General features: G+C 60.7%; 12 protein-coding genes and 1 tRNA gene. 6 read left to right on the top strand and 7 right to left on the bottom strand.

Annotation, left to right across the window (positions count from 1 at the left end; genetic code table 11):
• Positions 1 to 3 precede the first annotated feature (3 nt).
• The 5 genes from ABTV87_RS13680 to ABTV87_RS13660 all read right to left on the bottom strand — a co-directional run bounded on the left by ABTV87_RS13680 (position 4) and on the right by ABTV87_RS13660 (position 5,607).
• Positions 4 to 1,599 (bottom strand): ShlB/FhaC/HecB family hemolysin secretion/activation protein, encoded by a 1,596-nt coding sequence (locus ABTV87_RS13680; protein WP_433899754.1) that lies wholly within the window; start codon positions 1,597 to 1,599, stop codon positions 4 to 6.
• Between the two features lie 55 nt (positions 1,600 to 1,654).
• The gene (locus ABTV87_RS13675) at positions 1,655 to 2,281 is read right to left on the bottom strand and encodes a transposase (RefSeq protein WP_074690888.1); all 627 of its coding nucleotides are present in this window, start codon (positions 2,279 to 2,281) and stop codon (positions 1,655 to 1,657) included.
• A 284-nt stretch (positions 2,282 to 2,565) separates the two neighbouring features.
• Entirely contained in the window at positions 2,566 to 3,774 is a 1,209-nt protein-coding gene (locus tag ABTV87_RS13670) for a DSD1 family PLP-dependent enzyme (protein WP_433899860.1), read from the bottom strand.
• Between the two features lie 74 nt (positions 3,775 to 3,848).
• Positions 3,849 to 5,177, bottom strand: coding sequence for a D-arabinono-1,4-lactone oxidase (locus tag ABTV87_RS13665; RefSeq protein ID WP_433899859.1), 1,329 nt, complete (start codon positions 5,175 to 5,177; stop codon positions 3,849 to 3,851).
• Positions 5,178 to 5,253: 76 nt separating this feature from the next.
• Positions 5,254 to 5,607 carry a c-type cytochrome gene (locus ABTV87_RS13660; protein WP_085604195.1) on the bottom strand — a complete coding sequence of 118 codons (354 nt, stop codon included), beginning with the start codon at positions 5,605 to 5,607 and terminating at the stop codon, positions 5,254 to 5,256.
• 354 nt (positions 5,608 to 5,961) lie between these two features.
• On the opposite strand from ABTV87_RS13660, the gene ABTV87_RS13655 reads away from it, so the two are divergent.
• Both ABTV87_RS13655 and ABTV87_RS13650 read left to right on the top strand, forming a co-directional pair.
• Positions 5,962 to 7,587: an NADP-dependent glyceraldehyde-3-phosphate dehydrogenase gene (locus ABTV87_RS13655; protein ID WP_433899753.1), complete on the top strand. Its 1,626-nt coding sequence runs from the start codon at positions 5,962 to 5,964 to the stop codon at positions 7,585 to 7,587.
• Positions 7,588 to 7,633: 46 nt separating this feature from the next.
• On the top strand, positions 7,634 to 8,674 hold the full coding sequence (locus tag ABTV87_RS13650) for an FUSC family protein (RefSeq protein ID WP_433899858.1): 1,041 nt from the start codon (positions 7,634 to 7,636) through the stop codon (positions 8,672 to 8,674).
• Between the two features lie 3 nt (positions 8,675 to 8,677).
• On the opposite strand, the gene ABTV87_RS13645 is transcribed toward ABTV87_RS13650, so the two are convergent.
• A complete protein-coding gene (locus ABTV87_RS13645; protein ID WP_085604204.1) occupies positions 8,678 to 9,571 on the bottom strand; it encodes a DMT family transporter in 894 nt (297 codons plus the stop codon).
• A 138-nt stretch (positions 9,572 to 9,709) separates the two neighbouring features.
• On the opposite strand from ABTV87_RS13645, the gene ABTV87_RS13640 reads away from it, so the two are divergent.
• Both ABTV87_RS13640 and ABTV87_RS13635 read left to right on the top strand, forming a co-directional pair.
• A complete protein-coding gene (locus ABTV87_RS13640) occupies positions 9,710 to 10,147 on the top strand; it encodes an Lrp/AsnC family transcriptional regulator (protein WP_007955121.1) in 438 nt (145 codons plus the stop codon).
• Between the two features lie 40 nt (positions 10,148 to 10,187).
• Positions 10,188 to 10,514: a YceK/YidQ family lipoprotein gene (locus tag ABTV87_RS13635; RefSeq protein ID WP_433899752.1), complete on the top strand. Its 327-nt coding sequence runs from the start codon at positions 10,188 to 10,190 to the stop codon at positions 10,512 to 10,514.
• A 72-nt stretch (positions 10,515 to 10,586) separates the two neighbouring features.
• Here ABTV87_RS13635 and ABTV87_RS13630 read toward each other — a convergent pair whose 3' ends face one another.
• Entirely contained in the window at positions 10,587 to 11,258 is a 672-nt protein-coding gene (locus ABTV87_RS13630) for a Bax inhibitor-1/YccA family protein (RefSeq protein WP_433899751.1), read from the bottom strand.
• Between the two features lie 122 nt (positions 11,259 to 11,380).
• Between ABTV87_RS13630 and ABTV87_RS13625 the strand changes: the two genes are divergently transcribed.
• Positions 11,381 to 11,468 (top strand) — tRNA-Ser (locus ABTV87_RS13625).
• 376 nt (positions 11,469 to 11,844) lie between these two features.
• A complete protein-coding gene (locus ABTV87_RS13620; RefSeq protein ID WP_007955124.1) occupies positions 11,845 to 12,096 on the top strand; it encodes a DUF2790 domain-containing protein in 252 nt (83 codons plus the stop codon).
• Positions 12,097 to 12,109 lie beyond the last annotated feature (13 nt).

Raw genomic sequence — 12,109 nt, 5'->3', positions numbered from 1 at the left:
TTGTTAGAAAGTGGCCTGAAGGTTGAAGTGCAGGCGCGATTCCTGTTTCGAGGTGTTCGGCCCTTCGAGTAGCGGGTAGCCCCAGTCGAGGCTGCCGGACAGCCATTTGCTCAGGCTGGCGCGGGTGCCGAGGCCGACGCTGGCCAGGGCGTAATTGGCGTCCTGGTCCGGCAGTTCGTCGCGCAGATAGAGTTGCGCGCCTTCGGCGAAGGCGTAGAAGCGCCAGTCCTGCATCCAGCCGCCGACGTACTTGGCCAGCGACGGTGTACGCAGCTCTTCGCTCAGCAGGAAGCCGTCATCGGCGGTGCGTTCGGCCGCCAGATAACCGCGTACCGAAGTCGCGCCGCCGGCGGAGAATTGTTCGTTGGAAACCAGTGGCCCCGACGCCAGCTGGAACGCGGCTTTGCTTGCGCTCTGCCAGTCGCTGTCGAAGGTCCAGGTGAAGTTGGTATCGCCCTTGAGCACGGCGAAACTCGGGTTGGCGCGGTAGCGTTTGTAGTCGAAGTCTTCGTCGGAGCTGCCGTAACCGAAAATGCTGCGAGTGGCCGCGACCAGGCTCAGGCCGAGGCCGAGCTGGCTCTTTTCGCTGTAGCGATAGCCGTTGTAGGCGAAGGTGAACGGCGCGTATTTCAGCGGCACCTTGTCGCTCTCGCCGGACAGGGTCAGGCGTTCGTCGAAGTCCTTGAAGTCGATGCCCGCCGACAGCGAGTTCGACCAGTTACCGCTGGACGGGATCGTGTAGATCGCCGCTACGCCGTAGGAATGGCCCTTGCCGAGCACGTTGCTGCCGCCGATGGTGGCGACGTTGCTGTCGGACTGATAACCGGAGAACTGCACGCTCCAGCGCTCGGTCAACGGCGCGGTGTAGGAGCCGGACCAGACCTTGGCATTGTCTGTCTCTTGCGGTGCGGTGAAGAACGTCAGGTTGACGCTGTGCCCCAACTGCCAAAGGTTGTTGTAGCCGAGGCTGGTGACGGTGCGCAGTTTTTCGGTGTCGGCGCTGTAGTCGTTGTTCAGGCCCACGCTGGCGGTCCACGGGTTCTGGTCTTCGACCTGCAAGTCCACGTCCATGGTGCCGGGGCGCTGACCTTCGCGCACCAGCGGCATCACCTGGCGGCCCGGGGTCTTGTTGAGTTGCGCCAGTTCGCCCTGGACCTTGGCGAAGTCCGGCACCTCGCCTTCCTTCAGCGCCGGGACGTTGTCGCGAATATCCAGCGGCGAATAGTGTTTGGCGCCGACCACCCGCACCCGGCCCACCTTGGTTTCGCTGACTTGCAGGTAGACGATGCCGTCGGCCACCGCCTGCTCCGGCAGTTCGACGAACACCGATTGGTAGCCGCGTTCCTGATAGGCCTTCTGCAAGGCATCCCGCGCGCCTTCGATGTCGCTCAAGGCTTTTTGCGGGCCGAGGAACGGATACACCGCTTCTTCGATCGCCCGCGCGTCGAGCACGGTGTTGCCGCGCACGAAGTATTCGTTGACGTCCACCAGACGCTGCGCCGCTGCGTTCCCGGCCTCATCGGCGAACGCCGGCTGCGCGCCGGCCGTCACCAGCAGCCAGCCCCACAGCGCCAGCCGTGACGTGAAAATCTGATCCACACTACCCCCTGAAATTCGCGATGACCTGTTGGCGCTCATGCGCCTTGCGTGTGCGTCAGTTACTGGCGTTCTTGATTGCTGAAGTGCAGGCCCCGGTGTGCTTGCCCAGCCAGGTGTGCAGCAGCGCGAAGTTCAGCGAGAACTCGGGCATTTGCAGCAGCGCGCCGCAGAACACTTCACCGATGATTTTCTGGATGAGCTGCACCGCACGCGGCTCGTTGAGCAGCGTGGCGATGTCGCGACTGAGGACGTTGAAGCTCCAGACTTTCTGGTTCAGACCCAGGCCGACGAACCAGCGGAACAGCAGGTTGTAATTGAGCTGTTCGTAGAGCTGCTGCTCGCTGGGCACCGAATACAGCAATTGCAGCAGCAGGATGTGCATGACCGTCTGCGGGGCGATCAGCATGCCGGGTTGGGCATTGAGGTCGTGCAGGAGGTCGCGGTGGGCGTCGAGCAAATCGTCGATCTGCGGGCGCAGCAGCACCAGCGAATGCCCCGGCGGAATGTAGCTGGAGACCTCTTTCAAGGCGCCCTGCCAGTCATCCTGCGACACGATCCAGACCCACGGCGCGCCGTAGCGATACACCGAAACCGGCTTCTTGCGCGCGGCTTCGACGATCTTCGACAGGCGTTGATCGAGTTCCTGCATGCCCACTTTCGAGTAGCGTTCCATAGTCCCCATTGCCTCACTCCCGGCGTCCCGCCTCGGCTTGTGAAAAGCGCCCTGTTGGGCCCCTCAAGCGCGTTACATAGGCATGACCGGACTGGCGATGTGCTACCGAACTTTTGTCATAAAAGCTTCATTACAGAAATTGATCGGGATTTGGCAGACAACACAAAACCCTTGTGGGAGCGGGCTTGCTCGCGAAAGCGGTGTGTCTGTCACCTAGAGAGTGACTGACGGGACGCCTTCGCGAGCAAGCCCGCTCCCACAGGGTTATGAGGTGTTTTCAGAAAAACATTCCGTCAGGTGTAGACCGGCCAGGTATCGACAATCTTGCCGCCACGTACCGCCAGCAAATCGCCGAATTGCAGGAGGACGGCCTCGGTCTGGGTCGGGCGCAGGAACACTTGATCCTCCACCGTCAGCCCTACGGCATTCGAGCCATTGACCATCTCCTGATTCGAGCTACGGCCGTAAACGCCATTGCTCTGCAATCCGGGCGGTGATTCGAACTCGGCCATCCAGTTGCCGCCGTAGATGAAAAAGGTCTGCCGCTGGTTGGTGTCCCACCACGAAAACAGCTTCGACTTGTCGTCCAGCGCCGGGATGTTCACCGCCCCGGTGCTTTTCAATACCGGTGTGGCGATGTACGCGGCGGGTTCATGTTCGACCAGCGACGGCAAGTCGTAATGAGTCGGCTTGAGCATCGCCGTCCCCACCGACACTTCACTGCTCAGGTGTTCGTTTTCATGCATGCGATAACTCGGGCTGCCGGCGGTGTTCAGGCACAACCCTTCATGCCACAGCGCCGGATATTGCTGCCGGGTGAAGTCGACGCAGCGCTGATAAATCACCATCACCTTGGCGAACAGTTCTTCGGGCGAACCGAGAATCCCCGGCACGCCCATGCCCACGAACGGGTCATAACCCATGAATCCGGCGAACTCCAGGTGCTGCGGATTGGCGGCGATCAGCGCGAGCATCTGCCCGAGCACGTTCAGATCGCTGACGCCGCCACGGTGCAGGCCGACGTCCAGCTCGATGTTGATCCGCATCCGCGTGCCCAAGCCCTGGGCCAGTGCGAGGTATTGCTGCAAGCGTTCGGGGTTGTCGATCAGCCATTGCAGTTGCTTCGTCGGGTCGAACGGGCCGTTGTGGGTTTGATAGAACAGCTCTGCCGAGCGCACCGGTAAGGGCTTGCCGAGCAGAATGTCAGACTGCGGGAACGTCACCGCATCGTGGTTGAGAAACGGCTGATGAAACGACATCAGCCGCTGCGTCCCAGCCCTTTGGCCGATGTAACTGAGCAGTCCCGGTGACGGCAGCGATTTCTCCACCAGCCGCAACTGCTTGCCCGCGCGTTTGACTGAACGCATAACCACGTCGATGTTGTGGTCCAGGCGATCCAGATCGATCAGCAACACCGGGCGCATCGGGCCTTTGGTCTTGAGCTCGTTGTTCAGCGCCCGGAAGTACTCGCTGTAAGGCCCGCCGCGATCCCCCGGCCGCAGCCATGCGCCAACACCCACCAGCAAAGCGCCAACGCCCAAAGTCCCGAGCACGAAATTACGTCGATTGACCGCCATCAGCTCACCCCCAGAATCGACGACAGATGCCCGTTGAGAAACTTGCCGCTCGGGTCCAGCGCCTGGCGTACCTGAATGAATTCCTGCCAGCGTGGATAGAGCGTTTGCAATGTGCGGGCATTCAGCGTGTGCAACTTGCCCCAGTGCGGGCGGCCGTTGTACTTCCAGAAGATCGGCTCGACGGCGGCGAAGAAGTTGTGGTGGTCCATCTGGTAATGCTGGTGGACCGAGATCGAGCAGCTGTCGCGGCCCTCGAACATGCTCAGCGGAATGTCATCGGCCTTGACGTAGCGGTACTCGATGGGAAACCAGGTGCGCAGGTCCTTGTCGCGGATCAGCTTGAGAATCTCCCGCAGGCAGGCCGGGCCGTGCTCGGCGGGCACCGAATATTCCATTTCGTTGAAGCGCACGGTGCGCACGTTGGCGTAGATGTCGAACGAGTCGCCGACCCGGTCATCGAAACTCGCCAGATGTCGCAGGCTGTTGAGCAGCGAACTGCGCAGGTTCGGAAAATCGCTGCCGTACTTGTCGATCTTCTCGATCAGGGTCACGAACTCGTTGCCGCCCTCTTCTTCGGGCGGGATCGGCGGCGTAGGCGGGTCGGTGGTTTCGTTGAGGGCGATCGACAAGGCGTAGTCGGAATGGGTGACGACGAGCATTTCCCAGTGCTGGTTTTCGCTTGTGTTCTTGTCCAGGTCTTCGAGCAGTTCTTCGGTCTTGGCGATCCACTGGGTTTCCCGCAGGCGATAGGCCGGGCGGTTTTGCAGGCGGATTTTGGTGGCCACGCCGAGTGCGCCGAGTGACACCCGGGCGGCGTTGAATACGTCGGGATGACGCTGGCTGTCGCAGTCCAGCACCTCGCCGCTGGCGGTCACCAGTTGCATCCCGCAGACGTGTGCGGAATAGGACTGAAAGGTTTTGCCGGTGCCGTGGGTCGAGGTGGAAATGGCCCCGGCGAGGGTCTGGTAGTCGATGTCGGCCATGTTCTGCAGCGCCTGGCCGATGTCTTTGAGCGGCGTGCCCATGCGCGACATCGGCGTACCGGCGGCGAATTCGGCTTGCAGGGTTTTCGGGTCGTGGTCGAGCAGACCGTTGAAGTAGCTCAGCGACAGCAACGTGCCGTCGGTGGGCACCAGCGCGCTGAAGGAATGCGCCGAGCCGACCGGGCGAATCTTGCCCGGTGCCTGCTGAATGATCGTCGTCAGTTCGTCCAGGTTCTTCGGCGCCACCCGCGCCGCCGGCAGGCAACTCTGCCCGCCCGACCAGTTGCGCCAGGGAATCAGTCGCGGTGCGCGCATCAACTGACCCAGCGCCGGATTGGAAGCCAGCGCGCTGAACGCGCCGACGATGCTTGCCCGTTGCAACAACTGCCGGCGTGTCAGATCTATCGGCATGCCAGCATCCTTATTGTGGGAGCGGCTGGTCGGCCATGAAGCCGATCAACTGAAGGAATTGTTCTTCCGAGCACTCGACGCACTGGCCCATCGGCGGCATGCCGTTGTAGCCATTGATGGCGTGGTCGAGCAGCGTGTCGGCGCCCTGCTGGATGCGCGGCTCCCAGGCCTTGCGGTCACCGGTCAGCGGCGCATTCGCGGCGGGGTTGGCGTGGCAGAGCTGGCAGCTGTTGGCGTAGATCTGCGCCAGCGCCGGGTCTTTGGGAATGGAGTTGTTGGTGCTGGCCGGGGGTTTGGGGTCTTCGCCGCAGCCAGGCAGCGTCATGGCCAACGCCAGTAATAATGTGAGTCGGATTGCCCGCATAACGGCCTCGCTTATTGTTGTGGTCACACCTTAAGGCAGGCGGGTCGGCGGGTTTGAGGGCATTGCGGGACATTGAGGGGGGCAAACGGGGCCAGCCCATTACCTGAAGACGATCGTTCCCACGCTCCGCGTGGGAATGCAGCCTTGGACGCTCTGCGTCCGCTTGGAACGCGGAGCGTCCCTTGAGGCGTTCCCACGCAGAGCGTGGGAACGATCATGTGTGGATGCCCGCTCTGCTGTGCGGTTTCGCGTGACATTCGCGTGACATTTGCGGGTTTAAATTTCCGCGCATTCAGGCGTATAACCTGTTGAGACTTTTTGATCTGCATGCGGACATCAACACGGGGTAGCGACATGACCACAGCAAACATCCTTGGCAACCTGTTCCCTTCTGTCAGCGACATCCCGGAAAAATACCGCCTCGACGGTCAGGTCGAGCAACGCGAATACCTGGTCGATGGCGAGTTGCGCCGCTGGGACGGCCCGCTCGCCACCGTGCGCAGTCCGGTCTACCTGCACGGCGACAACGGCGATGAACAAGTGATCCTCGGCAGCACGCCGCTGCTGGACGCCGACACCGCCCTCACCGCCCTCGACGCCGCCGTGCGCGCCTACGACCGGGGCCAGGGCCTGTGGCCGACCATGCGCGTGGCCGAACGCATCCAGCACGTCGAAGCCTTCCTTGGGCGCATGCGCCAGCAGCGCGACGCCGTGGTGAAACTGCTGATGTGGGAAATCGGCAAGAACCTCAAGGACTCGGAAAAAGAGTTCGACCGCACCTGCGACTACATCGTCGACACCATCAATGCGCTGAAAGAACTCGACCGCCGCTCCAGCCGTTTCGAGCTGGAACAGGACACACTCGGCCAGATCCGCCGCGTCCCGCTCGGCGTGGCGCTGTGCATGGGGCCTTACAACTATCCGTTGAACGAGACGTTCACCACGTTGATTCCGGCGCTGATCATGGGCAACACCGTGGTGTTCAAGCCGGCCAAGCTCGGCGTGCTGCTGATCCGTCCTTTGCTTGAAGCCTTCCGCGACAGCTTCCCGACCGGCGTGATCAACGTGATCTACGGCAGCGGCCGCGAGACCGTCAGTGCGCTGATGGCCAGCGGCAAGATCGACATCTTCGCGTTCATCGGCACCAACAAGGCCGCCAGCGACCTGAAGAAACTGCACCCGAAACCACACCGCTTGCGTGCCGCCCTGGGTCTGGATGCGAAGAACCCCGGCATCATCCTGCCGGAAGTCGACCTGGACAATGCGGTCAACGAAGCGGTTACAGGTTCGCTGTCGTTCAACGGCCAGCGCTGCACCGCGTTGAAAATCCTGTTCGTGCATGAAGATGTGGTGGACAGTTTCATCGAGAAATTCAACGCCAAACTGGCCAGCCTCAAACCGGGCATGCCGTGGGACAACGGGGTTTCGCTGACGCCGCTGCCGGAGTCGGGCAAGGTCGATTATCTGCATGGGCTGGTGGCTGACGCGCAGAGCAAAGGCGCGCAAGTGGTCAACCCGAATGGCGGCGAAGCGCGGGCTTCGTTCTTCTACCCGGCGGTGCTGTACCCGGTGACGCCGCAGATGCGCGTGTATCAGGAAGAGCAGTTCGGCCCGGTGGTGCCGATTGTGCCGTACCGTCACCTCGATACCGTGATCGACTACGTGCTGGAATCGGATTTCGGCCAGCAACTGAGCATCTTCGGCACCAATCCGGTGGCAGTCGGCCGACTGGTCGACACCTTCGCCAACCAGGTCGGGCGGATCAACCTCAACGCCCAGTGCCAGCGCGGCCCGGACACTTACCCGTTCAACGGGCGCAAGAACTCCGCCGAGGGCACGCTGTCGGTACACGATGCGCTGCGGGTGTTTTCGATCCGCACGCTGGTGGCCACCAAGTTCCAGGAACCCAACAAGGATCTGATCAGCGAAATCATTCGCGGGCGCGATTCGAACTTCATCGCCACCGACTACATCTTCTGAGGAGGAATCAGCGCTGAGCACTTTCAGCCCCCACCGTTGGCCGCCGCTGTTGCGGCGGATCCTGCGGCCGTTGCTCGACCCGTATCGACGTTACCGCCATGCACGCACGATTCACGCGGTGCGGGTGGCGCTGGGGTTGCTGGCGACGATCCTGCTGACCACCGGCATCAATCTGCCCCACGGCGAATGGGCGTCGGTGACCATGCTGGTAGTGATCGGAGGCTTGCAGCACCACGGCAACATCGGCAAGAAAGCCGCCGAACGCGCCACCGGCACCTTGATCGGCGCCGGCGTCGGTTTGTTGATAGTGGCGCAGCAAGCGTGGCTGGGCATGCCGTGGCTGACTTATTTTGCGATGGCGGTGGTGTGCGGATTTTTCTCGTATCACGCCATCGGCAAGGGCGGTTATACCGCCCTGCTCTCGGCCATCACCGTGTTCATCGTCGCCGGGCATGGCGACAACCCGATTACCGACGGGCTGTGGCGCGGGGTCGATATCCTGATCGGTATCGCCTTGGCCCTGGCCTTTTCCTTCGCTCTGCCGCTGTACGCTGTGTACTCGTGGCGCTACAACCTGGCCGACGCGCTGCGAGATTGCGCCACGGTGTACGGGCGGATCATCGGCGGCCAACCGGTGACTGCCGACGAGCATTTGAAATTGATGAACCGGCTGAACGCGGTGATGGTGCAACTGCGTTCGCTGATGCCATCGGTGTCCAAGGAAGTCAAAGTCTCGATGACCGAACTGGACGCGATCCAGCGCAACCTGCGCATGTGCATCAGCACCCTGGAAATCCTCGGCAACATCCGCCCGGACGCCAACGACCCCGACGCCATGGCGCACCTGCAAGCGGCGCTAAAGGCTGAGCACCGGCATATTCGCGTGCAATTGATCGGCATGGCCCGGGCGTTGAAAACCGGGGCGTCCGGTCGATTGGGGCGTCCGGTGGAATTGCCGGACGCCAGCCTCGACACGCCGGTCTACAGCCCGTTGGATGGCTACCGTCTGCTGACCCGGCAACTGGCGGCCAACGTCGGCGAGATGCGCCAGCGCCTTGCGAAGACTGCGCCGCGCTGGAACATCTGAGGTTTACTGCGCGGCCAGGCGCCGCGCCTTGAAGCCCCAACCCTGTTGCATACCCGCAGCGGCCAGCAGAATCGCCGCCACGCCGATCCATTGCAGGGTTTGCAGTTGGTGGCCGAAGGCAAACCAGTCGACGAAAATCGCCGCAATCGGGTAGATGAACGAGAGAGCGCCGGTCAATGCGGTCGGCAATTTCTGGATCGCGCCGTAGAGCAGCACGTACATCAGACCGGTGTGGACGATGCCCAGCGTCACCAGACTGGCCCAGGCACTCGGTGCCTCGGGCATCGCTGAAAAATGCGCGAACGGCGCGAGCAGCAACACCCCGGTGCAGACCTGGATCAGCGCAATCAGATGCGGCGGCGTGCCGGTCAGGCGCTTGATGATCAACGCGGCGATGGCGTAAAGAAACGCCGCCCCCAGCGCCAGCGCGATCCCCGTCAGGTAATCATTGCCGCCCTCGCCCTGCCCGCCGTGGGCACTGACGATGGCCAGCATCCCCATGAAAGAAATCGCCAGCCAGAACAGCTTCTGCAGGGTGATCTTCTCGCCGAGAAACAGCGCCGCCAAACCCACCAGCATGAACGGCTGCACGTTGTACACCGCCGTGCCGATGGCAATCGAGGCCCGTGAATAGGAGGCGAACAGCAGCACCCAGTTGCCGACGATTGCCATCCCGCTGAGCACCGCCAGCAGAAACGTGGTGCGGGTCAGGATGCCCGGCCGCAGGAAACCGAACGCAGCGCAGATCAGCAGCAAGGTGCCGGCGCCGAACACGCAGCGCCAGAACACCACGTCCAGCACCGGTTGCCCGGACACCAGCACAAACCAGCCGATGGTCCCGGATATCAACATGGCGGCGGTCATTTCGAATGAGCCGCGACGGATTGTTTTGTCCATCATCAATCTCCTTAATGTGTGGCAAAAGTATGCCAAGCGCGACCGGGGCTTCTCCAGCGCAAAAAGCAGGCTAAACTCGATTTCTGCCTTTTTTATCAAGGGTGGTTTGCGTCATTCGCCTAATGCGGGAGTTTTTGTATGACCGACGATATCGACCAGATCCTGATCGGGGCCTTGATGGAGGATTCGCGGCGCTCGCTCAAGGCGCTGGCGCAGATCAGCGGGTTGTCCTCGCCGAGCGTGGCCGAGCGTTTGCGCCGGCTGGAAGAACGCGGTGTGCTCAAGGGCTACACCGTGGAGATCGATCCCAAATGCTTCGGTTATCAGTTGCAGGCGATTGTCCGGGTGCGGCCATTGCCGGGGCAGTTGCAGGAAGTCGAGCGGCAGATTATGTCGATTCCGGAGTTCACCGAGTGCGACAAGGTCACCGGCGAGGACTGCTTTATCGCCCGCCTGCATGTGCGCTCGATGGAACAGCTGGATACCCTGCTTGATCGGCTGAATACGCTGGCGGAAACCAATACTGCGATCGTCAAGAAAACCCCGGTGAAACGTCGATTGCCGCCGATGGCCTGAGCGGCGTAAATTGAGTTTTTTCCGGCGAAGGATTGGCGGTATGAAAACTCAGGCAATGATGCTGACGGTGTTGATGCTGTCCGGATGCGGAACGGTGCAGACCGTGGCATTCAGTGACAAGCATTCCACGGAGCAGTTGAAAGCGAACAAGTCCTACTGCGGCGCTGTACCGCGTATCTACAGTGGCGTGACGTACGACTTCTGCATGCTGCACGCCGAAAAACCGGATGACATCGATGCGTTCAACTACAAGAACGCGACGCCGGGTTTGCTGGTCGATGCGGCCGTGTCGGGAGTGCTCGATACGTTGCTGTTGCCTTACACGATCTACAAGCAACAGGCCGATGGCAGCATCGTGATCAATTGATCGCCTGCTCGCTTTTTCGCAGGCAACAAAAAACCCGCTTTCGCGGGTTTTCTGTTTATTGCAGTGCAGCGATCAGTCGTCGCGGCTCATGATGCCGAAGATCTGCAACAGGCTGACGAACAGGTTGTAGATCGATACATACAGGCTGATGGTCGCCATGATGTAGTTGCGCTCGCCGCCGTGGATGATGGCGCTGGTCTGGAACAGGATGCAGACCGACGAGAACAGCACGAAACCTGCGCTGATCGCCAGTTGCAGGCCGCTGATCTGGAAGAACATGCTCGCCAGCGTCGCGCCCAGCAGGACGAAGAAACCGGCGGTGATGAAACTACCGAGGAAGCTCATGTCCTTGCGGGTGATCAGCACATAAGCCGACAGACCACCGAACACCAGTGCGGTCATCGCGAACGCGGAGCTGACCACTTCAGCGCCGCCCTGCATGCCCAGGTAACGGTTGAGGATCGGGCCGAGCAGGAAACCCATGAAACCGGTCAGGGCAAACGCCGACACCAGGCCCCAGGCGGAATCACGAAGCTTGTTGGTGAGGAAGAACAGCCCGTAGAAACCGATCAGCACCACGAAAATATTCGGGTAGCCGACCCGCATCTGCTGGGCCACGAACGCCATCACACCGCTGAATGCGAGGGTGAGCGCCAGTAGACCGTAAGTGTTGCGCAGGACGCGGCTAACCTCTAGCTGCTCAGCCTGCACGCTGTTGTGAACTGCGTAATCCTGTTCGCGCATGGCGACACTCCTGTTGGTTTGAAACGTTCAGTCGCAAAGATCATAACAGACGCTCTGTAACAAGCCATGCACAGAGTTTGACAGTGTGTTTCATTCAGGTATTATGGCGCCCGCAACGCAACGGAGGTGTGGCCGAGTGGTTTAAGGCAACGGTCTTGAAAACCGTCGACTGTAACAGGTCCATGAGTTCGAATCCCATCGCCTCCGCCATCTTATGTACGACAAAGCCCTGATTATTCAGGGCTTTGTCGTTTCTGGCTTCCAGGAATTTTACTCCTCTCCCTCAGGATGGTTTGCGCATCTTTTCGGTCACTTCCGCACCCCCTGCTCTTCCGACAAGGCGGCGCCCCCCCCCAAAAAAAATTAGTTGTCTCCACCTCGCAACTGAGGGAGGCAGCTGTCTTCAACATGCAGTTTTCAGTCAAAAGCCGACAGTCCCAAAATCAAGCGTTCTGACGTCCGAAACCTGACGATTGTGTTCGGAATGTAGAAAAGTCTTTCCCTGATTCACTCCTGTTTCCACAAAACCCTCAAGCCTAAAGTTCGTCCTGCCAGCAAGATCAAACTTACTTCAGGAAATCTCATCATGAAAACTGCAATGATCATCGTCGCACTCTTGGGCTTCAGCTCTGTGGTAGCGGCACAGGACGGTACTGCCAAGAATCAACAGGTCGAGCAATATGGCTACGGCACCCACCTTGATGTCGCCAAGGTCATCTCTGAAGACCCGGTGCCGGATATTTGTGCAGTCGTACCGACACACATGACCTACCAGGATTCGCAAGGCAAACAACACGTACTGGCCTATAACGTCATGGGCCGCTGCAGCCAGGGCTAAGTAACCTGTTCGC

The organism is Pseudomonas sp. PSE1(2024), from assembly GCF_050990555.1.
GTDB classification, from domain to species: domain Bacteria; phylum Pseudomonadota; class Gammaproteobacteria; order Pseudomonadales; family Pseudomonadaceae; genus Aquipseudomonas; species Aquipseudomonas aphyarum.
The sequence above is the reverse complement of the archived record's forward strand: the minus strand, read 5'-3'. Positions and strand labels throughout refer to the sequence as shown.